We start from the raw sequence: 22484 nt of genomic DNA on the forward strand, positions 1-22484 counted from the left end.
GGTCGCCACTTCATGACGGCGTGCGGGCGAACAGCAGCTGATCGGCGCCGAGACGGGTGGCGCGGAACGTATGGAAGATCGCCTTGCGCAGCAGCTGTCCGTCCGTGTCGATCCTGCGGACCGACTTCACCGACGTGCTGATCGCTTCCCAGCTCAGGGGCTCGAGGCCGGCGGCGGACACCATGCGTTCGAGGCCCGTGCGGCTGAAGATGTTGAGGTGGTGCGGCGGGCAGATCATGCTCCAGCGCTTCTCCCCCTTCACCCGGCGTTGGATGCACGCCGGGTTCGGCGTGGCCAGCACGAGGAGGCCGCCGGGGCGGACCCGGGCGATCAACGAGGCCAGCATCGCGGCCGGATCCTCGACGTGTTCGAGGACGGAGAACGCGGTGACGACGTCGTACGTCTCGTCATGCTCCGCCAGGTCCTCGACGAGCAGGTCGACGCCGAGATGGTCGCGGGCGAACGCGGCGGACGCCTCGGAGATCTCGATTCCCGTCGCCGCGAGGCCGTACTCCTCGGCGGCGAGCTTCACGAAGTAGCCGTTGCCGGCGCCGACATCGAGCACGGTGCTGCCGGCGTCGACGTCGGCGGCGATGCGGTCGAGCACGTAGCGCCAGCGGAACCCCCAACGCCCCTCGATCTCGTCGAGATCGGCGCTGGCGATCGTGTAGTACGAGTCGTCGTACTGCTCGACCTCGTAGCCCGAGTCGCACACGTAGCTGCCGCAGCTCGGGCAGACGTAGACGTCGATGCCGTTGCGCTGGAACGACGGGTCGGTGATCGCCACGCCGGGCTCGGCGACGCACATGACGCCGGTCGTGGTCTGCGTCGTCACCATCCTCGTTCCTCCGTCCGCCGCCTTCGCCGCCCATGTGTACCGCGGTCGGGCGGGGTTCTCAACGCCGGATTCAGCGATCGGGTCGCCTGGGCTAGGTTCCCGGGCCATGGAGATCGCAGGGAAGATCGTTGTCATCACCGGAGGCGCGAGCGGCATCGGCAAGGGGCTCGCCGAACGCTTCCATGCCGATGGCGCCGAGCACATCGTCGTCGTGGACCGGGACGAAGCGGGCGCGCGCGCCGTCGCCGAATCGGTGGGCGGCACCGGCGTCGCCCTCGATGTCACCGACGGCGACGCCATCCAGTCGCTCGTGGAGACGGTCGAGCGTGACATCGGGCCGATCGGGCTCTTCGTGTCCAATGCCGGCTACGTCACCATGGGCGGCCTCGAGGCGCCGGTGGAGGACCTGAACCACATGTGGGGCGTCCACGTCCTCGCCCACCTCCACGCGGCGCGGGCCGTCATTCCGTACATGGCCGATCGCGGTGAGGGCTACCTGCTCAACACGGCGTCGGCGGCCGGCCTGCTCGCCCAACTCGGGTCACTGCACTACTCCGTCACCAAGCACGCCGCCGTCGCCCTCGCCGAGTGGATCGCGATCACCCACGGCCATCAGGGCATCAAGGTGTCCGTCCTGTGTCCGCAGGCGGTGGCCACCAACATCGGCGAGAACTCGCCGCAGGCCGACCAGATCAAGGGAAGCGCAACCGACGTGGCCGGCGGCGACGGCACCCTCTCGACCGAGGATGTGGCCGAGGTCGTCACCCAGGCGTTGCGCGACGAACGCTTCCACGTCCTGCCCCACCCCGAGGTCGAGGAGTACGTCAAGCGCAAGGGGGCCGACGTCGACCGCTGGCTCGGCGGCATGCAGCGCTGGCAACAGGCCATGTTCCCGCCCGAACGCCAGCCCGCCACCTGGCTCACGGGGAACTGACCGGGGGTCAGCGGGTCAGGGCCGCAGCTCGCGGCGCAGGACCTTGCCGACGTCGTTGCGGGGGAGCGTGTCGACGGGGATGAACGCGACGGGCACCTTGTAGGGGACCAGCGCGGCGCGGCACGCAGCCTCGAGCGCGGCGGGCTCGGCGTCGCCGACGACGAAGGCGACCGGCACCTCACCGAGCCGCTCGTCCGGTCGGCCGACGAGTGCGGCCTCGACCACGCCGGGGACCGCGGTCAGCACCTCCTCGACCTCGTCGGGGAACACCTTGTTGCCGCCGCGATTGACGACGTCGCCGGTGCGCCCCTCGATCCACACGAAGCCGTCGTCGTCCTGCCGGGCCAGATCTCCCGTGCGGACGAAGCCGTCGCGCCCGAGCCGGTCGCCGAGCGTCGCCGCCACGGAATCGCTGGGCGCGGCGGGCGGGCGGACGTAGAGCTCGCCGACGCCGTTGCCGTCCGGCGCATCGATCCGCACGTCCACGCCGGAATGCGGGCGACCGACGGCGCCGATCTTGTCGGGGTGGGCCTTGGCGTCGGCGGCCGTCCACCCGATCACCTCGCCCAGTTCGGCCTGGCCGTAGCCGTTGAGCACGAAGGCGCCGAAGCGCTCGGTGAAGCGGCGGGCCTGGAAGGGTGACAGGGGCGCGGTGATGGAGCGGACGTAGCGGAGCGGTCCGAAGCCGTCGATCGCCGGGTCGTCGTTGAGCATCGCGATCGACGCCGGTGGCAGCACCGTCGACCGGATCTCGTGGCGCTCGACGAGCGCCGCGAACTCGCCGGTCGTGAAGCGGTCCATCAGCACCAGGGGAGAGCCGGCCCGGAGGCCGAAGAGGGCGTTGTAGATCCCCGCGTTGAGCGCCATCGGCACCGGGATCAGGTTGGGGGACGGCCGCTTGGTGGGGTCCCGCCCGGCGGCGAGCGGGCCGAGCACCCGGTCGATGATCTCCAGATAGGCGTCGTGGTGGTGGACGATCGGCTTCGGCTCGCCGGTCGTGCCGCTGGTGAAGAGCACGAAGGCCGCCCCCGGCTCGAAACGGGCGGCGCCGGGCGCGGCCACGACGCCGTTGTCGTCGACGAGCGCGGTGACCCCCGTCCGGTCGAGCAACTCGGCGACAGCGCCCTCGGGCATCCGGTCGTTCACCGGCACGAACACGGCGCCGTGGGCCCAGCACGCCGTCATCGTGATCACCGCGTCGCACCCGGCAACCCGCCCAGCCACACCCGCTCCGACGGGAACCCCGGCCCGCTCGAGCTCGCCGACCAGGCGGGCCACCTCGGCCCGTGCCTCCCCGGCGGTCCAGCTCCGCTCGGTACCGTGCAGCAGCGGCTCGTCGTCCGCGAACGGATGATCGAGCAGCAGCGAGGCGAGGTTCACGGGCTCAGGCGTCGCCGAGCGGCTGCCACTCCGGATCTCGCTTCTCGGCGAACGCCCGCGGCCCTTCGTCCTGATCCGGATGACCCCACATCGACACGAGGTGCCCGGCGCCGGCCTTGCAGGCGTCCGTGAGTCCCATCTCCAGGGCGCCCCACAAGGCCTTCTTGGTGGCCGCCATCGCCGCGGGCGAGTTCTTCGCGATCGTTTCGCCGAGCTCCTGGGCGCGGCTTCGCAACTGCTCGGGCGGATCCACGATCTCCGAGATCATGCCGAGCTCGTACGCCCGCTCGGCCCCCATGCGCTCGTACTTGCCCATGAACGCCATGCGCATGACGGCCTCGACGGGCATCTTCTTCATCAGGGCGATCGCCTCGATCGCGACCACCTGCCCGACCGACACGTGCGGGTCGAAGAACCGGGCGTCGCTCGCTGCGATCACGATGTCGGCATCGGCCACCCAGTGGAAGCCACCGCCACAGCAGATCCCGTTGACCGCGGTGATCACGGGCTTCCACACGCCCTGGTGCCACGACGTGAAGTGGACGTCGAAGTCCTCCATCGACTGGCGGTAGCGCTCCATGCCGACGCCGTCGCCGGCGATCTCGCCGACGTCGACCCCGGTCTGGAAGTCGCGGCCGTTGCCGGTGTGGACGATCACCCGCACCTCCGGGTCGGCGTCGAGCTCGGACCACGCCACGGCGAACTCGTCGCGCATCGCGTTGTTCATCGCGTTGCGCACGTCGGGCCGGTCGTTGACGAGCCAGCCCACCGGGCCGTCGCGATAGGTCTCGAGATGATCGAACGTGGAGTAGGTCATGATCGGGGTGTCTCCTCCCAGGGCGCACCATGCCACGGGTCCGGCTCGCGGGGCAGACCCAGCACCTGTTCGCCGAGCACGTTCTTGTTGATCTCCGTCGTCCCGCCCTCGATGGAGTTGGCCCGGCTGCGGATCATGCCGCGGACCTGATGGGGGACGTCGCCCTCCCACGCCATCGCGGCGGCGCCGAGCCGGTCCGTCGCCGCGAGCTGGAGGGCCTGGTTCAGCACCGCCTGGTGCACCTTGCCGATCGAGGCCGCAGGGCCGGGTGTGCCCCCGGCCTTCAGCGTCGCCCGCACCCGCTCGTTGGTCCACGCCCGGATGCGCTCCTCGGCGTAGAGCCGGATGACGCGATCGCGAGCGACCGGGTCGAGCCCGGCGACCAGCAGGTGCTCGATGCCGCGGCCGCCGAGACGATCGACGCCGCCGGACCCGGAGCCGGCGACCATCTGGCGTTCGCTCGACAAGGTTGCGCCCGCCACCCGCCAGCCGTCGCCGGCTGCACCGACGCGGTGGAAGTCCGGCACCCGCACATCGTCGAGCCACACCTCGTTGAAGTCGACCTCGCCGCCCATGTGGCGCAGCTCGCGCACCTCGACCCCCGGCGAACGGAGGTCGACCAGGAAGTAGGTGATCCCCTTGCGCTTGGGTTGCGCGGGGTCGGTGCGGGCGAGGCAGATCGCGAACTCAGAGCGGTGGGCCCAGGTGCTCCACACCTTCTGTCCGCTGAGCACCCATTCGTCGCCGTCACGCTCGGCCCGCATCGCGAGCGAGGCGAGGTCCGACCCGGCGCCGGGCTCGGAGAACATCTGGCACCAGCGCTCCTCGTTGCGCACCATCGGCGGGAGGAAGCGCAGCCGCTGCTCCTCGCTGCCGTACGCGAAGAGGGCCGACGCGGTGTTGTTGAGGCCCAGCGGATTCAGGCGGCCGAGGTTGAGGGGTGCGATCACGGACTCGATCACGCGGGCCTGGGCGTTGGTCAGGTCGAGTCCGCCGTAGGCGACCGGCCAGGTGGCGACGGCGAGACCACTGACGGCGAACGTCGGATACCAGGCCTCGTACGCGGACCGTGGGCGCACGTCGCGTACCGCGTCGTGACCGTCGACGGCTGCGTCGCGCCACGCCCGGGGCACGTGTTCGTCGACCCACGCGGCGACCGCGGCGCGGAGGTCGTCGTCGCTCGTCGCGCGGTCGACGTCCGGTCGTTCGGTCATCCGACTCGCCTCCGCTGCACGTCGGCATGTTTACATGGGCGTCGGAACAGGGGCGAAGACCGGCATGAGCAACGACGCAGCGATCACCGAGGAGAGTCTCGCCCGGCTGCGCGCCCGGATCGGGATCACCCAGCCCCATCCGCAGCCGCCCTGGTATCGCGACCCGGGCACCGACGCGTTCCGTCACGTCTCCGAGGCCTGTGGCGACGACAACCCGCTGTGGTGCGACCCGACCTACGGCCCGTCCACGGTGTGGGGCGGCCCGATCGCCTCGCCGAATCTCAATGGCGGCGACACCCTCATCGGCGAGAACGAGGTCACGGCGCTCGACCCGGAAACCAAGGCGCTGCTCAAGGGGGATCCGCTCAAGGGCGCCCACGCCTACTACGCGGGTTCGCACCGCGAGTGGTGGGCGCCGCTGCGACCCGGCATGCGGGTGACCCGGCGCAACGCCCTCGTCGGGGTGCACGACAAGTCCAGCGAGTTCGCCGACCGCACCGTCCACGAGTGGACCGGTGAGGTCTTCGCCGCCGCCGACCATGTGCTCTCGGCCCAGTACCGCCTCATGATCCGCACCGATCGAGCGAAGGTCGAGGCGAAGGGCGACTCGGCGAAGTACGGCGACATCGAGATCGAGCCCTACACCGACGAGCAGTTGGCGGCCATCGACGCGGCCTACGCGACCGAGCCGAGTCGCCGCCGCGGCGCCGAGCCCCGCTTCTGGGAGGACGTGGAAGAGGGCGACGACATCGGGTCGCTCGTGAAGGGACCGCTGCGGGTGACGGACATGGTGGTCTGGCACACCGGCATGGGCATGGGCCTCTACGGCGTGAAGGCGTTGCGGCTCGCCCACCAGCAGCGCCAACGGGTGCCCGGCTTCTTCCGGCCCGACGATCTGAACATCCCCGACGTGCACCAGCGAGTCCACTGGGATCCCGAGTGGGCGAAGCGGGCCGGCAATCCCGCGATCTACGACTACGGCCGCATGCGCGAGACCTGGCTCGTTCATCTCTGCACCGACTGGATGGGCGACGACGCCTGGCTCTGGAAGCTCGACGTCGAGTTCCGCCGGTTCAACTATGTCGGTGACACCCACTGGATGACCGGCGAGGTCACCCGGAAATACCTCGCCGAGGGCGACCGGCCGGCGGTGGACGTCGAGATCCGGGGCGAGAACCAGCGGGGCGAGATCACCTGCCCCGGCCACGCGACGATCCTGCTGCCGAGTCGCGAGCACGGCGCCGTGCGTCTGCCGGATCCACCCGGCGGCGCGACGACCTGCGCGGACGCCCTCGACGCGCTCGTCGACCGCTTCGCGGCGATGGAGAACGACACCGGAGGAACCGACTGATGCTGCCCGAACCGACGGTGCCGAACGACAAGGTCTACATCCACGAGTTCATCGAGATCATCAAGCACAACCGGGCCAACTACATGCACCACATGACGGCGAACTGGTCGCCGATCGGTCAGGAGGTGCGGGACCAGCAGTGCTTCGGCGTGTGGGGCACGGTCGGCACGACCGGGCGCTGGCCCGAGGTGGTCAACATCTGGGAGGAGCAGGGGTTCGCGGGGTTGGCGACGTCGTTCCGTCACGAACTGAGCCACCCGTCGCTCCAGGATCCGGACCTCGCGGAGTGGTGGGCCCGGGCCGCCCAGTTCCGCGAGGGCGGGTTCGACCGTGTCCTCGTCCCCGCGCCGTGGACGCACACGATCGCCGGCTTGTGCGAGCTCGGCGTCACCGGATCGGAGACGTACGCCCACGAGCTCGTGTCGGTCGAGCCGGGCCGAGCCTGGGACTATCTCGAGCTCGTGCGCCAGGAGGCCACGCCGGTCCACGGGGAGTTCGGCTGGGAGCTGATCGGCGCCTGGGTCACCTCGATGCGCAACGACAGCGAGGCCGTGCTGCTCTGGGCGATCCCTGAATGGGAACAGTGGGGCGCGCTCGAACAGGCCCAGGCCTCCCACGCCGGGCTGAAGACCTGGCGCACGCGAGCGTCCACGATCGCATCGGACTGGCAGCGCATCCTGCTCGTCGACGCGGCGTTGTCGCCGCTGCGGACCGGCCGCCAGCCCCGCGTCGAGGACCGCGACAGCTACACGCTGCCGGACTGAGCCGGTCAGACGGTTTCGTCGAGGCGGCGCTGGGCCTTGCGCTCGTACATCGCCCGGTCGGCGGCCGAGAACAGGCCTTCGAGCGAGGCCGAGCGGCGATCGCGGATGCTCACGCCGACGCTGGCGCCGATCTCGATGGACGCGCCCTCGCGCACCCAACTCCACCGCAGGGCGGCCTCGAGCTCCCGGGTCATCTCGGCCGCCGGGGCGGTCGGCGAATCGATGAGCAGGGCGAACTCGTCCCCGCCGATGCGCACCGCCGTGCCCCGGTCAAGGGCGTAGGCCTGGAGGCGACGGCCGATCTCGACGAGCACCTCGTCACCGGTCAGGTGCCCGTGGTCGTCGTTGATCTGCTTGAACAGGTCGAGGTCGATGAGGGCGAGACCGACCACGCCGGGCCGTTGGTCGGCGAGCACGTGGCTCAGCTCGTCGACGAGAAGCGCCCGGTTGCCGAGACCGGTGAGGTTGTCGTGGCGGGACTCGTGGGCGAGGCGGGCGAGCAGTACTTCGCGGTCGCTGGTGGCCTGGTGGATCTCGTCGCTGCGCTTGCCCACGACGAAGACCACGAACGCGGCGCCGAGGCCGACGACGATGAGGCGGTCGATGAGGTACTCGTCGGCGGAGAGAACGCCGCTGACGAGCACGCCGCCGATGGTCGCGGCGAGGTACTGGGGCGACACGGAGGTGCCCATCCAGGCCACGAACGTCGCGGTGAGCACGAGGGCGATGATCGGGGCGCTCTCCATGTAGAAGTCGCTGACCGTGCCGAGCAGGGTGACCCACAGGATCGCGGCGAGCGGGAGGATGCCGAGGATCTTGCCCGTGAGCCGGGTCACCACGTAGCCCACCACGAGGAACGGACCGAGCGAGAGGTAGAGCCCGAGCGACGCCGCGGTGGCGTTGCCGTCGTGCTGGAGCACGGAGATGAACGGAATGATGCCGCCGGCCCACATGAGCAGCGCCGTGAAGATGGCGCGGGGCACGCGTCCGGAGTCCTCGACGCCGGCGATGCTCTCGGGGGTGCGCCCGAAGTGGACGAAGCGGTCCAGACGGGTCGTCGCGGCGGCGTTCATGTGTGTGGCTACGGTCACATGCGGGACCCGTATCAGCGGAATGAGCCATCCGGCCCGGTTTTCAGCGTCGTTCGGCTCAGGAGCGGGCGACACTCCGCCTGGACCGACTGGGTCGTCAGCCGGGGTGGGGCGACCAGTGACCCTCGGCGTAGGGGGTGTTCCAACAGTGGGCGAGCACACCGTCCTCGACCTTGAACACCTCGATGCCGCACATGGTCATGCCGTCGACGCCCTTCTCGGACTCCATGTTCCACACCGACGTGACCCACTCGTCGTTGGCGTGGGTGATCACACGGTCGATGCGGATGCCCATCTCCTTGCCGAGCTTCAGCCGATCGATCTGGTCCTGGTGGCTCAGCTCGGTCTCCCCGCCCGGGTCGTGGCGGATGATCGGGTCGGCGCACAGCTCGCGCACGAGCTCGACGTTGCCCTGGTTGCTGCAGTCCTCCCAGTAGCGCTCGAGGAGGATCTGTGCGGCCGGCTTGGTTGTCATACCCGCCATGATGCGTCGAAGCTTGAGGTCGGTGCACACCGACCGATAGCGTCGTGGTTAACAGTGTTAACCACGACGGTTGGCATCACCCGGGGGACTTCCATGACCGCAGTCGACGACGCTCCGATCCAGACGACCGACGCACCGACCATGCACGGCGCGCTCGCGAACCTCGACGAGGAGTTCAGCTACTGGCTCGACACCGCCCACGGTGAGGTGCCGGCGAACCTCCACGGCACGTTCATCCGCAACGGCCCGGGTCGACAGCGCATCGGCGACACGCCCTACGGCCACTGGTTCGACGGCTGCGGCATGCTCAGTGTCTTCTCGATCGCGGAGGGCAAGGTCCACTTCGCGAACCGCTATGTGCGCACCCCGAAGTACCTGAAGGAGACCGCCACCCAACAGATCCGGTACCGCGGTTTCGGCACCCAGATCCCCGGTGGCCTCCGCAAGAACATCGGCCGCATGCCGGGCAACCCCGCCAACACCAACAGCGTGTACCACGGTGGCAAGTTGCTGGCACTGTACGAGGGCGGTCGTCCGTTCGAGGTCGACGCCGCCACGCTCGAGACCGTCGGCGAATACACCTACGACGGCGAGCTCAAGAAGTCGAACGTCTTCTCCGCCCACGGCCACGTCCACGGCCCCACCGGGGACTGGATCAACTTCGGCACCGGATCGATGGGCGTCGGCCTCAAGGGCCCGAAGCTCTGCTTCAACATCTTCCGGATCGACAAGACCGGGAAGATGGCGGCCAAGGGCCAGCTTCCCGTGCAGCACTTCCCGTTCGCCCACGACTACGCACTGTCCGGCAAGTACGCCATCTTCTTCATCAACTCGATCACGATGGGCGCGGTCGGCAAGGTGATGTTCGGGGCGCAGTCCATCGGTGAGGGCGTGCGGTTCGACAACGACATCCCCATGACCATCGCGCTCGTCGATCTGGACACGATGCAGGAAGTGCGCCGGATCGAGACCGACCCCGGGGCGATCATCCACTTCGGCAACGCCTACGAGGAGGGCGACGAGGTCGTCGTCGACGCGATGTTCTCGGATCAGTTCGACGCCAACGAGGCTCTCAGCGACATCTTCAACGCGAAGGCGCTCAAGGGCGGGGAGTGGCGGCGCTACCGCATCAATGCGGCCACCGGCGCGCTGTCGTTCGAGAAGATGACCGACGTGAACTCCGAGTTCCCGACGTTCAACCAGAACGTCGCCTGCCGGGAGAACGAGTACACCTTCGCGGCGGCGTCGGTGGACAACGGGGCCGACAGCTTCTTCAACGGCTTCCACCGCGCCGACCGCGCCGGCAACGTGCAGCTGCACACGCTCGAGCCCGGGTTCTACGGGTCGGAGCCCCTCGTCGCGCCGGCATCGGACAGCGGCGCCGAGCAGGACGCCTACATCCTCGAGGTCGTCTACGACGCCCACCGCCATGTCAGCTCGCTCGTGATCTTCCGGGCGGACGACATCAGCGAGCCCGTCGCCAGCCTGCCGCTACGCCATCACCTGCCGCACCAGTTCCACGGCTACTGGCACGACGACATCCTCCTGAACGCCGCTTCACCTGGGGTCTGACCCCCGCTTCACCCGCTTCAGCTTCAGGCGCTACCAGTCGAGCCCCGGCTGGTGCATCGTCCAGGCCTCGGCGATGCGACCGTCCGCGATGCGGTACTGCGCCATCCAGGTGAGCTTGACGGCGTTGCCCGTCTCCATGTTCACGCCGTGGAGGTTCAGGCGGGCGAACACGATGTCGCCGGACGTGACCATCGCGTTGATCTGCACCTCCGTGCCCCGGATCGTGCGCACCGCGGACTCGAGGTGGCGCGCGTAGGCCGTCGGCGTCGTCGTCTCCGTGCCCTCCCGCGTGTGGCGGATGTAGGGGTCGTGGACGACCTCGGCGAGGCGATCGAGTTCGCCGTCGATCCAGATCTGGTTCCAGAGCCGGGTGACGAGGGCTTCGTGGTCGGTGGTCATGGGTGTCTCCCAGCGCATCGTGGCAGATCGAACGGGTTCGGGGAACCGGGGGCGGTCGATTCGGCGGTCACAGCAGCGGCACCTCCGGTGCGTCGTCGCGGCGTCGCCAGGCTTCGCCGCCGAGCACGACGAGGCCGATGAGCACGCCCTCGGCCACCATGACCTCACGGATGCCGTAGGCGTCGGCGAGCAGACCGACGGGGAGTGCGGCCAACCCGAAACCGGTGAACGCCAGCATCATGAGCGACTGCACCCGGCCGTGGTACTCGACGTCCGCGATCGTGAGGACCTGGGAGTTGTTCATCGCCTGGAAGGCCGAGGACGCGGCACCGACGAACACCATCACCGCCGCCGCGGGCCAGTAGACCGGGATCGCGGCGAAGATCGCGAGCGCGAGGGCGAAGAGGGTGCCGGCGCGGAACTGGAGCGGCCCGAGCCGCCTGACGTGGACGTTGGCGAGCGCCAGCGAAGCCGTGACCGCGCCGATCGCGGCGGAGGCCGTGAGCGCACCGAACGCCCACGCGTCGAGCTGGAAGTCGTCCTCGACGAGACCGGGCAACAGGGTGATGTGGGGGAATCCGACCATCACGACGAGCACGCCGATCACGAGCAGCCGCTGGAGCTGTTTGTTGCGGCGCACATAGGCGACGCCGTCGGCGAGGTCGCCGAAGCCGCTACGCCCGCTGTGGGGCCGGGGCTCGATGGCCGGCAGCCGAGCGACGGTGAGCACGGACAGCGTGGCGAGCGCCGTGCCGATGAAGTACACGCCCCCGGTGCCGACCGGCTCGACGGCGATCAGCACGCCGGCCACGACCGGACCGACCACGCGCGTGGCCTGGATGCTGGCGTTGCTCAGGAAGATCGCGTTCGTGAGGAGTCTCCGATCGATCAGATCCGCGGTCATCGCCAGCCGGGCGGGGCCGAGGAACGACATGCCCGTGCCCTGCACGATGGAGGCGGCGATGAGCATCCAGTACGCGACCGTGTCGGTCGCGATCGCGATGGCGATGCCGAACGCCGCCAGCGCCATTGCACTCTGCGAGAGCACGAGGATCTTGCGCTTGGAGAACCGGTCGGCGACCACGCCGCTCACGGGCACGGCGATGAGGCTCGACACGCCGAAACCGAAGATGACGCCGCCGAGTCCGCGGTTGTTGCCGGTCAGCTCGTAGGCGAGCCAACCCCGCGCGACCTGCTGGGCCTGGCTCGCCAGGAACACGAAGACGCCGCCCCACCAGAGCCACTTGTAATCCGGCTCGCGCAGGGCATCGAATCGGCCCGAGGTGGTGTCGTCGGCTGCCACTGGCGTCGACCGTAGTGCGGTGCGAGGATGCCGCCCGTAATCGAGGAGACCCGATGCCGATCGATCCCGACGCCGCCCTGCTCGCCGAACGTCAGTCGTTCCACGAGACCCTGCAGTCGCTCAGCGACGACGAGTGGGATCAGCCCTCGCTGTGCGACGGGTGGCGCATCCGCGACGTGGCCTCCCACGCCCATCTCGCGGTGACGATCTCGCTGCGCGTGGCTGCGCTCGGCATCCTGCGCAACCGGGGCGACTACGACACGTGGATGGGCGGCTACGCGGCATCGCTCGGTGATCGTCCCATCTCGGAGATCCTGGCTTCGTGGGAGATCGCGTCGAAGAGCACCAAGCAGCCGCCCGCCGCCCGGCCCGCCCAGAGCGCCCTCGATTGCTTCGTCCATCACCACGACGTGTTGGTTCCGCTCGGCCGGGAGGTGCCCTCCGACCCCGACCGGCTCCGCTGGATGGCCGACGGTGTGGTGGCGATCGGTCGTCCGCTCGGCTGGGGCACCCGGGTGAAGGACCTGCGCCTGCTCGCGACCGACATCGACTGGCACTACGGCACGGGACCCGAGGTCCGGGGGAGCGCAGCCGCGATCATCATGGCCGCGTGCGGTCGCACGGCGCTGCACGATCAGCTCTCCGGAGACGGCGTCGCCGAGCTGCGCTCGCGATCCTGACGGGGTCGGTCAGACGAGCCCGTAGGTGGCTCGATACGCGGCGTGGCGCGTGTCGAGCTCGGCGCGGTCGAGTCCGAAGTCCTCGAACGTGTACTCGTGGCGCCCGTAGCGGTGCTGGACGTGGGCGTCCACGTGCGCCTGCATGCGGGCTTCGGTCGTATCGCCCAGCGACTGGCCGGTCGCGGCGTAGATGGACCGGGCCGTGCCGATCGGGTCGCGGACCAGGTCGCCGTAGTCGACGTCGATGAAGCGGTCGGCGTGGCGGGTCCGCGCGTCGGCGAGTCGATCGAGCATCTCGCCGAGCACACGGGTCCACAGCTGCCCGGCGCGGTGCCGATGATCGGCATCGGAGAACGTGGAGCCGAGGTTGTACGAGATGCTCGCGGTGGAGGCGATGCAGGTCGCCGGGTCGCGATGCGTCCAGACGAACCAGGCGTCCGGGTAGACCTCGGCGATCGCGTCGACGGCCAGGGCGTGGTGGGGCGTCTTCAGTACCCACCGGCCGGGGTGACGGCTCTGGAGCAGCTGGAGCACGCGGCGGTGGTACTCGTAGGTCGCCGTGTGGTCCGTGGCGAGGATGAACTCGGCGTAGCCCGCAAGGTTGAACATGGCGTTGAACTGGAGGCTCACCATGTTCCCCGCCATGATCGTCACACACTCGGTCGGCATGTCCGGCGGGTCGTGGTGCATCGCCTTGAACGCCGGATTGAGGGCGTCGAGCACCGAGTTCTCGTCCGCCTCGATCGCAGCGAGGAACCGGGCGTCCGTCTCGTAGGTCGCGGCCTCGGGTGGCGGGACCGGGGACTGCGCTTCCCACTGGCGCGGCGCGCGTACGGCCGGGTCCACCGACAGCAGGTGGCTCAGCGCCGTGGTGCCGGAGCGGCTCACGCCGACGATGAAGATCGGGGCGTCCACGACCTCGTCGGCCAGCTCGGGGTGCTGTGACCACCACTCGTCCACCTGCAGGCGGGTCGTGAGGTTGCCCGTCACCAGCGCCTCGAGTGTCGGCTCACCGAGTGCGTTCGGTTCGGCCTCGCGCGCGAAGGACTCGAGGAGCGCGTCCAGCCCCGGCCGAAACCCGTCGTCGGCGACGTCGTCCACACCGGCGGCCGCGACCGCCGCCTCGATCAACTGGTCTGCCCGCATCGAGCCATGATCGCCCGGCCGCCTCCGTGGCGTCAGATCCGGTCCGCTACATTGCCCCCAGTGGAAGTCCGCCCCGGTCACTTCGATGAGATGCACGGCAGCGGCACCGCCGTGCGTGGACCGTACGTGGAATATCAGGACTGGTTCGCGGAGGAGGACCCGCGTCGCCTGTTGAAGAAGTCGGCCGATGCGGAGGCGCTCTTCCGGAGGACGGGCATCACCTTCAACGTCTACGGCGGCTCGGAAGCCGACGAGCGGCTGATCCCGTTCGACATCGTCCCCCGGATCCTCGCGGCGGCCGAGTGGACCGTCCTCGAGCGGGGCATGGAGCAGCGGGTCCGCGCGATCAACGCCTTCCTCCACGACATCTACCACCGTCAGGAGATCCTGCGGGCCGGTCGCATCCCCACGTCGGTCATCTCGGACAACGAGGCGTTCCTCCCCCAGATGATCGGGATGACACCGCCGGGCGGGGTGTACACCCACATCGTCGGCACCGACATCGTCCGCACCGGCGAGAACGAGTTCTATGTCCTCGAGGACAACGCCCGGACGCCGAGCGGTGTCTCCTACATGCTCGAGAACCGCGAGACGATGCTGCAGATGTTCCCGGAGCTCTTCACGAAGAGCCGGGTCCGGCCGGTGAGCGAGTACCCGACGGACCTGCGGACGTCCCTCGGCGCCTGCGCGCCGGCAGGAAGCGGCCATCGCCCGACGATCGCGGTCCTCACTCCGGGCATCCACAACTCCGCCTACTTCGAGCACGCCTTCCTGGCCGATCAGATGGGCGTCGAGCTCGTGGAGGGTCACGATCTCTCGGTGGACGACGGCCGCATCGTGATGCGGACCACCCGGGGACCGGAGCCGATCGACGTGCTCTACCGGCGCGTCGACGACGACTTCCTGGACCCGCTGATCTTCCGGTCCGATTCGCAGCTCGGGATCGCCGGTGTGATGGACGTCTACCGCTCGGGCGGAATCACGATCGCGAACGCGCCCGGCACCGGCATCGCCGACGACAAGGCGATCTACTCCTACGTGCCCGACATCATCGAGTTCTACACGGGCGAGAAGCCGCTGCTGAACAATGTGCCGACGTGGCGCTGCGCCGAGCCCGATTCGCTCGCGTACGTCCTGGACCATCTCGCCGAACTGGTGGTCAAGGAGGTCCACGGGTCGGGTGGCTACGGGATGCTCGTCGGGCCCGCGGCCAGCAAACGCGAGATCGCGTCGTTCACCAAGAAGCTCAAGGCGAATCCGGCCAAGTACATCGCCCAGCCGACGCTGGCGCTGTCCACCGTGCCGATCCTCACGCGGGCCGGGCTCGCGCCGCGCCACGTCGACCTCCGCCCCTTCGCGCTCGTCGCGCCCGATCGCGTCCGGATCACGCCGGGCGGTCTCACCCGCGTCGCGCTGAAGCGCAACTCGCTGGTCGTGAACTCCAGCCAGGGCGGCGGCACCAAGGACACCTGGGTGATGGAGACCTGATGCTCGGACGCACCGCCGGCGGCCTCTACTGGATGTTCCGTCAACTCGAGCGCAGCGAGAACACCGCCCGTCTCATCGAAGCAGGCATGCGGATCGCCCTCACCCGATCGAGCGATGTCGAGCGGGAATGGGAGTCGGTCGTGGCTACGGCCGGTCAACGCGCCGCATACCTCGAACGCCACGAGCGCTACGACCCGACGACCGTGATCGATTTCCTGCTCCGCGATCGCAACAACCCGTCGAGCGTTCGGTCCGTCGTCGACCAGGCCCGTGCCAATGCCCGGGAGGTACGCACCGCGTTGACCCGCGAGGTGTGGGAGGCCACCAACAACACCTGGCTGACCGTGAGTGAGGCCCTCGCCCGACCCGTGCTGCAACGCGAGCTTCCGACCGTGCTCGGCTTGATCCGCCAGGAGAGCGCCATCGTGCGGGGCAGCCTCCACGGCACGATGCTGCGCAACGAGCCGTACAGCTTCGCCCGCATCGGCACGTTCGTGGAGCGAGCCGACAACACCGCCCGCATCCTCGACGTCAAGTACTACGTGCTGCTCCCGTCCGCCTCCCACGTGGGCTCGTCGCTCGACAACGTGCAGTGGGAGACGATCCTGCGATCCGTGTCGGCCCAGCGGTCCTACCGGTCACGGAGCGCCGGCGACGCGAGTGCCCGCGGCATCGCCGACTTCCTCATCCTCGACGGCCAGATGCCGCGGTCGTTGATCTTCTGCGCGAAGAAGATCGACAACAACCTCGGCCACCTCGCGGACGCCCACGGGGCGCGTCACGATGCCCACGAGCGTTCCGAGGCGTTGCACGCCGGCCTGGACGCGGCCGACATCGATGCGATCTTCGACGCCGGTCTCCACCAGTTCCTCCAGGGCTTCATCGCGTCCACCTACGAGCTCGGTCAGACGATCGAGACCGACTTCCGGTTCACCGCCTGACCATGCGACTCGTGATCTCCCACGCCACGACGTACACGTACTCCACTCCCGTGCGCCACGGCCTCCAGGAGCTGCGGCTGCGACCGGTCTCGGGGCCGAGCCAGTCGGTGCTCGGGTGGGACACCGAGATCGAGGGTGGGACGCACCAGCTGCTCTTCGACGACGAATACGGGAACCGTGTCGAGCTCATCCGGTTGACGCCGGGTTCGACCGAGACGGTCGTGACGGCGCGCGGCGAGGTCGAGACCGAGGACGTCGGTGGCGTGATCTCCAGCCACATCGGGTACGCACCGATCTGGTTGTTCCAGCGTTCGACGCCGCACACCGAGATCGGTGCCGGGATCCGTGACCTGTGCGGGGAGCTGCCCGAGACCGCCGACGAGGTCACCCTGCTCCACGAGCTCTCGGCCGCGGTCGGCGAACGGGTCGACTACCGCCCCGGACACTCCGATGTGGCGACCACCGCCGAGGACGCCCTCGTCGCCGGGGTCGGGGTGTGTCAGGACCACGCGCACGCCTTCATCGCTGCGGCCCGCCACCTCGGCTACCCCGCCCGCTACGTGAGCGGCTACCTGCTGCTCGGCGCGTCCGACCAGCAGGACGCCAGCCACGCCTGGGCGGAGGTGTGGCTCGACGGCTTGGGTTGGGTCGGGTTCGACGTCAGCAATGGAATCTCGCCCGACGGCCGATACGTTCGCATCGCGACGGGGCTCGACTATCGCGCCGCCGCCCCCATCAAGGGGTTGCGGTACGGCTCGGGCGACGAGGCGCTTCACGTCGAGCTCGAGGTGCGTGCCGAATGGGAATCAGGACAACAGCAGCAACGATCGCCGTGAGGGCCGGACGACGATGACCTACTGCGTGGGACTCCAGCTCGATCGCGGGCTCGTGTTCATGTCCGACACCCGCACCAACTCCGGGGTCGACAACATCTCCGTCTTCCCCAAGATGCACCAGTGGTCGGTGCCCGGCGACCGGGTGATCACCCTCCTGTCGGCCGGCAACCTGGCCACGACCCAGACCGTCGTAAGCCTGCTCGACGAGCGATCCAAGGTGCCGGCGGACCGCCAGCCGTCGATCCTCGAGGTGCCCACGATGTTCCAAGTGGCCGAGCTGGTCGGCGGGCTGTTGCGCGACACGATCGCCCAGCACAGCCAGACCGGGCAGCGGGCCGAGGCGAAGTTCAACGCCACCCTGATCCTCGGCGGGCAGATCAAGGGCATGCCGCCCCGCCTGTTCCTCATCTACCCCGAGGGGAACTTCATCGAGACGAGCCCCGAGACGCCGTTCATGCAGATCGGTGAGACGAAGTACGGGCGGCCGATCCTGCTCCGGGCGTACCGCAGCGAGATGACGTTCGAGGACGCGATCAAGCTCCTCCTCGTCTCGTTCGATTCCACGATCAAGGCCAATCTCTCCGTCGGCCTCCCGATCGACGTCTCCGTCTACGAAACGGACACGCTCGAGGCCCGCGAGACGATCCGGATCACCCAGGACGACGAGTACTATCGCTCGATCTCCGAGGGGTGGGGCGAGCAGCTCCGCGTCGCGGTGCAGTCGCTTCCCGATTTCGACTTCGATGCCTACCGCTGACGGCAGCGGGCTGGCCCGCACCGTGTCGGTGCACATCGAAGCGCAGGTGCACGCCACGGCCGACGTCGCGCTCGCGATCGCGCCCTCCCTGCGTTACCGCCGATCGGAGGAGTGCTTCGAGGTGACCGTCGACGGTGTCGCGGCCGACGTCCGTTCGATCGACGGTGACCATGGTGGGCGCATCGACGTGCTCCCGGGTCTCGAGCCTGGCCGCCTCGTTCTCGACTACACGGCGACGATCGACGGCACCGCCGGGCCCGAACCGGTCGCCGACGCCGACTGGGTCCGCTTCATCCAACCGAGCCGCTACTGCGAATCGGACCGGCTCGGCGGCTTCGCCCGCGGACAGTTCGCGGGACTGGCCGGTATCGAACTGGTCCTGGCGGTCGCCGACTGGGTGCGCGGCAACATTCACTACGTGCCCGGCGCATCCCGCCCGACCGACGGCGCGGTGGCCACGTTCCTCGCCCGCGAGGGGGTGTGTCGCGACTTCTCGCACCTGGCCGTCTCCCTGCTGCGCGCCAACGATCTCCCGGCCCGCGTGGTCGCCGTCTATGCGCCCGGATTGAGCCCGATGGACTTCCATGCCGTCACCGAGGTCCTGCTCGACGGACGGTGGATCGTCGTCGACCCGACCGGCCTGGCGCCCCGGCAGTCGATGGTGCGCATCGCCACCGGCCACGACGCCGCGGCGACCGCGTTCATGACATCGGTGGGCGGCCAGGTCGACCTCACCGGCATCGCGGTGAGCGCGGTCGTTTCGCCGGATCTGCCCACGGACGACGGCCGGGAGATCCTCGCGCTCCACTGAACGCAGCCTCGCCGCTTCGTGTGGTCGAGGTCCCGGCACGTCTACGCTCCTAGCGGTGGAGGGCAAGTGCTTGGCTCTAGCTGTGGTTGTGGCTGTGCTCTCGGCGTCCGGGTGCGCGGAGCCATCCCAAACCGGTAACGCGACAGTCTCGCTTGGTGACAACACCGAGTTCCGAATCGATGGTGTATCCGTCTCTGCCCCAAGCGCATCCCTTAGGTCAGGAGAGGCGATCGAACTGACGCCCGTCGGCGGTGAGCGAGTCGAGTTTCCGACCTCATTCGAGCCGTCAGGCGATGGCGTTGAGGTCCACGTCGGATCTGGGGCGATTGTCGGGCCCATCGAGCTGGAATTCGACAGGCCGAACGACGCATTGGCGCCGGAAGGCTGGATCCCTGTCGTACTCCACCGGAATCCGGTTGGCGAGTGGGACACGCTTGTCCCGACGGTTCTCGCAGACCGATGGGCCGTCACAACTACGGAACTCTCGCCGTTTTTTCCCGGATGGAGGAGCCCCTTGGACTGGGGAAGCGATCTACTCGACGAGGCTACGAATTGGTTCACGGGGCGGACCGATGAGCCGGAGATCTGCACAGACGAATCACGCGTTGGGTACGAATGGGCAAACGACTCCGGACCGCCAGCCGACGGCACCTACCACGCCTGTATCTGGTCGAACCCACAGCCTGAGACCGGCGACGAGCGTGTGGAAGTCGTGATCAAATCGAACCGCGACGTTTTTCAGTGGATTGACCTGCCCTCCCAAGGTCCCGAGTATCTGTGGCTTGAAGGATCACCTGACTTTGTTCGTGAGTGGACCGCCGGAGTGCTGGGGTTCGACAACCGTCAACGCTTGCTCCTCGGTCCCGGACGGACCCTTACGTTGGGCTACACACGCCCAGTCGGCGTCGCTCAACGACTCATCTTCAACTCGCACCAAGACAATCTGACCGCGCTTCTCTCCATTGCCGCGCAAGCGATCGCCAACAGCGACACGCTTGGTCTCGTTACCTTGTTTGCCGCTTGCCTCGGCATCTTCGACGCAGACTTCGAAACGCCTCTGGGCACCGACCTCGAATGGGCGGAGATCGTTTCCAACTGCGCTCTCGACACCGCCGCGAGATCGATCACCGAACTGTTGAATCGTGGCGCAGCGCGGGCGATCCTGGAAGGGCGAGCCGGATTGGCCAGCAAGACGATCTCAGTAGCAGACCTCGATGCCCTCGGAGCTACGGCGCGTACCCTCAGTGCGCTCGCGAGCGTCATCCGGCTAGCCCCGCTCGCTACTCGGTCTGTGACTCTGCTCAACGACACGCTCGCCAACTTCGTCCCGGGTAGCGGCGGATTCACGGTCGATCTCATCTCCGCTCCCCAGGATCTAGGCGTACCTGAGGTTTCCCTTGCGAACAAAGCAGAGGTTGTCTGCGATCAAACGAAACAGCCGATCGCTGAGATATGGGCTAGCGACGGTGTGCCCTTCGAGTACACCCACGTCGATGGGGCCTGGCACGGCCCGGCGGACTACGTCCTGATGTCGACGAGCTGTGGAGTCGATGTGCTCGGCCCGGCGTCCTTCCTCGTTCGAACGGACAACGCTGGCCCATGGACGTTCGAGTTCACCTACATCTCTGGTTCGAACATCTCCGACGGAGGGGACGCGCGCGATGGGTCGTTCGCCGACTGTGGTTTGCCCGCACTCCGCGATGCTCTGGACGCGAAGTACGGAGTCTTTGAGGGGGATATCGAGGACGTCGTGGATTGCGACGGACGATGGGTCCTCATGCGCGTCACGAATGCGTTCGACGACTCCGAACGCGGATTCGCCGCTCTACGGGCAACGGACGGCGACTGGGAGTGGATCGCAGTGAACTTCGGGATCCAGATCTTCTGCACGCAGCTTCAAGAGAGTGGGGTCAGCGACGTTCCCGAGTGGATCTCGGCTCGGTGCGCCGACGACGCCGCCCCGCCGGACTAGCATCGACCAGGGTGGCTCAGCTATGCGACTGAAGGCGAACAAGGGCTTGGCCGAGTCTCGCCCGGTTCGTGAGCTTCAACGACTCGGGTGGGCGCTCCTTGTCTCGGCGATCGTCGCCGGCGGGTGCGCAGGCGAGGCGGCGGATCAACTCTCGGCACCCGAAATCGCCACCGTCCTGACAACCAGCCAGATCGCTGATCTTCTCGTTGCGCTTCCCGGCAGTCCCAGTAGCGATTCCATCGCCGAGGGAGACCACGGGCCTCAGCGCGCCTATGTGCCGTGCGATGGCTCGGTCCCGGCGACGGGCCCGAGCTTCCGATTCGTCACCGTGCTTGCCCCCGACGTTCTGGTGAATGCGTGGGTCTACACGTCTGCCGCAGACGCGCAGAGCGAGTACGACCTCTTCCTCGGGTCAAGCCTTGACCCTGATCGTGCTGTATGCAACCAGCAGCCGAACGGCACTCGACGAGACTTCTCGTCGCCGTCAGTGTCCGACCTTGGACAATTCGTAGCGTTTCAGGCGCGGAACCTCGAGATCGACGTCCAGCCTCGCGAGTTCATTCGCGCATCACGCGCCAACGTCCAGTTCGAGATCGTCGAGGGATTCGCGGATGCGCAATCCCCTGTCGATGTCCTCCACAAGATCGATGAGGCGCTCAGGAAGCTTGCCGGCGCCCAGCTCGCCTCGGCCAACGCTGATTCGGAAACCGACTTCGACGGTCTCAGTTTCTGCGAGGCGCTCGACGTGCTGATCGACGATGAGCTGCCAGGGCGGACTCGCGGGCTTGACTTTCGAAGTGACGTCTTCGTGCCGCTGACGACGGTGACGCTGGGTTCGGAGGTCGAGAATGTGCTTCTTCGCCTCGCCAACACGGCGTCCGCCGAACGGGCATTGCTCGAGCAGCTGGCACGGGACACTGCGCAGGTCGCGGCCGGGTTGGAGGATGGCGAGCTTCGGTTCGGCGATCTCGATCGGGACATCGTGCCGTTCCTGTCGGACGGCTTCGACTGGGTGGGACTCGACGACGAGGTGAGGAGCCGGTGCGGTGTCGACTTCCTCCGCCGCGAGGACCCTCCTACGTCCGTGGTGGGGCCCACAATCGCCGACCACTGGCACGTGGGAGTCGAGTTGTTTGACTGCGGAATCCCGGTCGGGCCATTGCCCCCAACCCCGAACCGCGCTGGGATCGTGTCGACTGGCGACGGAGTGATCCATGTCGCTCCGTTCAATTCCAGTGCGACGGGCGCCGACGCCACTCTCGGCCTGATCCTCGAAGCACTCGACCGACCGTTCCCCCTCGCCAGTCGAGGTTGTGGCGACGACCGAGCGGAACTCGTTGTAGCGACGTGGCGGCTCTCAAGCGGCGGATCGTGGGAACTCGACACGACCTACACATCAGACTACGCCGCGATCCGTTTTCTACGAGATCTCGAGTTCTTCACCATCGGTACTGTTGTGGAGGGAGAGCACCCACCAGAGCCGTCATCCGAGCTGACGGAGCTCCTGCAACGAGAGAGCTCGGTCGGTCACCCCGTTAGTCACGCCGCCGAAGATGGCTAGAGAAAGCCGAGGTCCGGGAACCGCCCAGCCGTCGTTGAGATTTGTCGGGACGGCGGGATTTGAACCCACGACCCCCTGCTCCCAAAGCAGGTGCGCTACCGAGCTGCGCCACGTCCCGTTCGGGCCGAGGCTACCGCCGCCGACG

Annotated in this window: 21 protein-coding genes and 1 tRNA gene; 12 read left to right on the forward strand and 10 right to left on the reverse strand. The window is 68.2% G+C overall.

Annotation, left to right across the window (positions count from 1 at the left end):
• Positions 1-10: 10 nt before the first annotated feature.
• Positions 11-838, reverse strand: a complete 828-nt coding sequence (locus R8F63_02820) for a class I SAM-dependent methyltransferase (GenBank protein MDW3217522.1) — start codon at positions 836-838, stop codon at positions 11-13.
• 106 nt (positions 839-944) lie between these two features.
• On the opposite strand from R8F63_02820, the gene R8F63_02825 reads away from it, so the two are divergent.
• On the forward strand, positions 945-1772 hold the full coding sequence (locus tag R8F63_02825) for an SDR family oxidoreductase (GenBank protein MDW3217523.1): 828 nt from the start codon (positions 945-947) through the stop codon (positions 1770-1772).
• A 15-nt stretch (positions 1773-1787) separates the two neighbouring features.
• Here R8F63_02825 and R8F63_02830 read toward each other — a convergent pair whose 3' ends face one another.
• The 3 genes from R8F63_02830 to R8F63_02840 are packed head-to-tail and all read right to left on the reverse strand — an operon-like array spanning position 1788 to position 5183.
• Positions 1788-3152, reverse strand: coding sequence for an AMP-binding protein (locus R8F63_02830; protein ID MDW3217524.1), 1365 nt, complete (start codon positions 3150-3152; stop codon positions 1788-1790).
• Positions 3153-3156: 4 nt separating this feature from the next.
• A complete protein-coding gene (locus R8F63_02835) occupies positions 3157-3969 on the reverse strand; it encodes an enoyl-CoA hydratase/isomerase family protein (GenBank protein MDW3217525.1) in 813 nt (270 codons plus the stop codon).
• Positions 3966-5183, reverse strand: coding sequence for an acyl-CoA dehydrogenase family protein (locus R8F63_02840; protein ID MDW3217526.1), 1218 nt, complete (start codon positions 5181-5183; stop codon positions 3966-3968). Before R8F63_02840 ends, R8F63_02835 begins: the two co-directional genes overlap by 4 nt.
• Before the next feature lie 64 nt (positions 5184-5247).
• Between R8F63_02840 and R8F63_02845 the strand changes: the two genes are divergently transcribed.
• Together R8F63_02845 and R8F63_02850 are read left to right on the forward strand one after the other, a co-directional pair.
• Positions 5248-6534 (forward strand): hypothetical protein, encoded by a 1287-nt coding sequence (locus tag R8F63_02845; GenBank protein ID MDW3217527.1) that lies wholly within the window; start codon positions 5248-5250, stop codon positions 6532-6534.
• Positions 6534-7298 carry a hypothetical protein gene (locus R8F63_02850; GenBank protein MDW3217528.1) on the forward strand — a complete coding sequence of 255 codons (765 nt, stop codon included), beginning with the start codon at positions 6534-6536 and terminating at the stop codon, positions 7296-7298. The genes R8F63_02845 and R8F63_02850 overlap by 1 nt, the downstream gene beginning before the upstream one ends.
• 5 nt (positions 7299-7303) lie before the next feature.
• Here R8F63_02850 and R8F63_02855 read toward each other — a convergent pair whose 3' ends face one another.
• On the reverse strand, positions 7304-8371 hold the full coding sequence (locus tag R8F63_02855; GenBank protein ID MDW3217529.1) for a GGDEF domain-containing protein: 1068 nt from the start codon (positions 8369-8371) through the stop codon (positions 7304-7306).
• Positions 8372-8486: 115 nt separating this feature from the next.
• On the reverse strand, positions 8487-8864 hold the full coding sequence (locus tag R8F63_02860; protein ID MDW3217530.1) for a nuclear transport factor 2 family protein: 378 nt from the start codon (positions 8862-8864) through the stop codon (positions 8487-8489).
• Positions 8865-8966: 102 nt separating this feature from the next.
• On the opposite strand from R8F63_02860, the gene R8F63_02865 reads away from it, so the two are divergent.
• Positions 8967-10445 carry a carotenoid oxygenase family protein gene (locus tag R8F63_02865; protein ID MDW3217531.1) on the forward strand — a complete coding sequence of 493 codons (1479 nt, stop codon included), beginning with the start codon at positions 8967-8969 and terminating at the stop codon, positions 10443-10445.
• A 30-nt stretch (positions 10446-10475) separates the two neighbouring features.
• Here the strand turns inward: R8F63_02865 and R8F63_02870 are convergent, their stop codons facing one another.
• Positions 10476-10844 (reverse strand): ester cyclase, encoded by a 369-nt coding sequence (locus R8F63_02870; GenBank protein ID MDW3217532.1) that lies wholly within the window; start codon positions 10842-10844, stop codon positions 10476-10478.
• A 67-nt stretch (positions 10845-10911) separates the two neighbouring features.
• Complete coding sequence (locus R8F63_02875; GenBank protein ID MDW3217533.1) at positions 10912-12147, reverse strand: MFS transporter; 1236 nt, start codon at positions 12145-12147, stop codon at positions 10912-10914.
• Positions 12148-12200: 53 nt separating this feature from the next.
• Between R8F63_02875 and R8F63_02880 the strand changes: the two genes are divergently transcribed.
• Positions 12201-12827, forward strand: a complete 627-nt coding sequence (locus R8F63_02880) for a maleylpyruvate isomerase family mycothiol-dependent enzyme (protein MDW3217534.1) — start codon at positions 12201-12203, stop codon at positions 12825-12827.
• Positions 12828-12836: 9 nt separating this feature from the next.
• Here the strand turns inward: R8F63_02880 and R8F63_02885 are convergent, their stop codons facing one another.
• The gene (locus R8F63_02885) at positions 12837-13973 is read right to left on the reverse strand and encodes a sulfotransferase (protein MDW3217535.1); all 1137 of its coding nucleotides are present in this window, start codon (positions 13971-13973) and stop codon (positions 12837-12839) included.
• A gap of 60 nt (positions 13974-14033) precedes the next feature.
• Here R8F63_02885 and R8F63_02890 point away from each other — a divergent pair, with 60 nt between their 5' ends.
• The 7 genes from R8F63_02890 to R8F63_02920 are packed head-to-tail and all read left to right on the forward strand — an operon-like array spanning position 14034 to position 22339.
• A complete protein-coding gene (locus R8F63_02890) occupies positions 14034-15461 on the forward strand; it encodes a circularly permuted type 2 ATP-grasp protein (GenBank protein MDW3217536.1) in 1428 nt (475 codons plus the stop codon).
• Positions 15461-16402: an alpha-E domain-containing protein gene (locus R8F63_02895; GenBank protein ID MDW3217537.1), complete on the forward strand. Its 942-nt coding sequence runs from the start codon at positions 15461-15463 to the stop codon at positions 16400-16402. The genes R8F63_02890 and R8F63_02895 overlap by 1 nt, the downstream gene beginning before the upstream one ends.
• An 11-nt stretch (positions 16403-16413) precedes the next feature.
• A complete protein-coding gene (locus R8F63_02900; protein ID MDW3217538.1) occupies positions 16414-17238 on the forward strand; it encodes a transglutaminase family protein in 825 nt (274 codons plus the stop codon).
• A 13-nt stretch (positions 17239-17251) separates the two neighbouring features.
• On the forward strand, positions 17252-17995 hold the full coding sequence (locus R8F63_02905; protein MDW3217539.1) for a proteasome-type protease: 744 nt from the start codon (positions 17252-17254) through the stop codon (positions 17993-17995).
• The gene (locus R8F63_02910) at positions 17982-18806 is read left to right on the forward strand and encodes a transglutaminase family protein (protein MDW3217540.1); all 825 of its coding nucleotides are present in this window, start codon (positions 17982-17984) and stop codon (positions 18804-18806) included. Before R8F63_02905 ends, R8F63_02910 begins: the two co-directional genes overlap by 14 nt.
• Before the next feature lie 55 nt (positions 18807-18861).
• Positions 18862-20778, forward strand: a complete 1917-nt coding sequence (locus R8F63_02915; protein MDW3217541.1) for a hypothetical protein — start codon at positions 18862-18864, stop codon at positions 20776-20778.
• Positions 20779-20800: 22 nt separating this feature from the next.
• Positions 20801-22339, forward strand: coding sequence for a hypothetical protein (locus R8F63_02920; protein ID MDW3217542.1), 1539 nt, complete (start codon positions 20801-20803; stop codon positions 22337-22339).
• Between the two features lie 44 nt (positions 22340-22383).
• Here R8F63_02920 and R8F63_02925 read toward each other — a convergent pair.
• Positions 22384-22457: transfer RNA gene (locus R8F63_02925), tRNA-Pro, on the reverse strand.
• Positions 22458-22484 lie beyond the last annotated feature (27 nt).

This window comes from Acidimicrobiales bacterium (genome assembly GCA_033344915.1).
Classification (GTDB): Bacteria; Actinomycetota; Acidimicrobiia; order Acidimicrobiales; family Aldehydirespiratoraceae; genus JAJRXC01.

Bases quoted from the DNA above. Each gene is read 5' to 3' on its own strand.
- R8F63_02820 (MDW3217522.1), bottom strand. From the start codon at position 838: ATGGTGACGACGCAGACCACGACCGGCGTCATGTGCGTCGCCGAGCCC.
- R8F63_02825 (MDW3217523.1), top strand. From the start codon at position 945: ATGGAGATCGCAGGGAAGATCGTTGTCATCACCGGAGGCGCGAGCGGC.
- R8F63_02835 (MDW3217525.1), bottom strand. From the start codon at position 3,969: ATGACCTACTCCACGTTCGATCATCTCGAGACCTATCGCGACGGCCCG.
- R8F63_02840 (MDW3217526.1), bottom strand. From the start codon at position 5,183: ATGACCGAACGACCGGACGTCGACCGCGCGACGAGCGACGACGACCTC.
- R8F63_02845 (MDW3217527.1), top strand. From the start codon at position 5,248: ATGAGCAACGACGCAGCGATCACCGAGGAGAGTCTCGCCCGGCTGCGC.
- R8F63_02850 (MDW3217528.1), top strand. From the start codon at position 6,534: ATGCTGCCCGAACCGACGGTGCCGAACGACAAGGTCTACATCCACGAG.
- R8F63_02855 (MDW3217529.1), bottom strand. From the start codon at position 8,371: ATGAACGCCGCCGCGACGACCCGTCTGGACCGCTTCGTCCACTTCGGG.
- R8F63_02860 (MDW3217530.1), bottom strand. From the start codon at position 8,864: ATGACAACCAAGCCGGCCGCACAGATCCTCCTCGAGCGCTACTGGGAG.
- R8F63_02865 (MDW3217531.1), top strand. From the start codon at position 8,967: ATGACCGCAGTCGACGACGCTCCGATCCAGACGACCGACGCACCGACC.
- R8F63_02870 (MDW3217532.1), bottom strand. From the start codon at position 10,844: ATGACCACCGACCACGAAGCCCTCGTCACCCGGCTCTGGAACCAGATC.
- R8F63_02880 (MDW3217534.1), top strand. From the start codon at position 12,201: ATGCCGATCGATCCCGACGCCGCCCTGCTCGCCGAACGTCAGTCGTTC.
- R8F63_02885 (MDW3217535.1), bottom strand. From the start codon at position 13,973: ATGCGGGCAGACCAGTTGATCGAGGCGGCGGTCGCGGCCGCCGGTGTG.
- R8F63_02895 (MDW3217537.1), top strand. From the start codon at position 15,461: ATGCTCGGACGCACCGCCGGCGGCCTCTACTGGATGTTCCGTCAACTC.
- R8F63_02905 (MDW3217539.1), top strand. From the start codon at position 17,252: ATGACCTACTGCGTGGGACTCCAGCTCGATCGCGGGCTCGTGTTCATG.
- R8F63_02910 (MDW3217540.1), top strand. From the start codon at position 17,982: ATGCCTACCGCTGACGGCAGCGGGCTGGCCCGCACCGTGTCGGTGCAC.
- R8F63_02920 (MDW3217542.1), top strand. From the start codon at position 20,801: ATGCGACTGAAGGCGAACAAGGGCTTGGCCGAGTCTCGCCCGGTTCGT.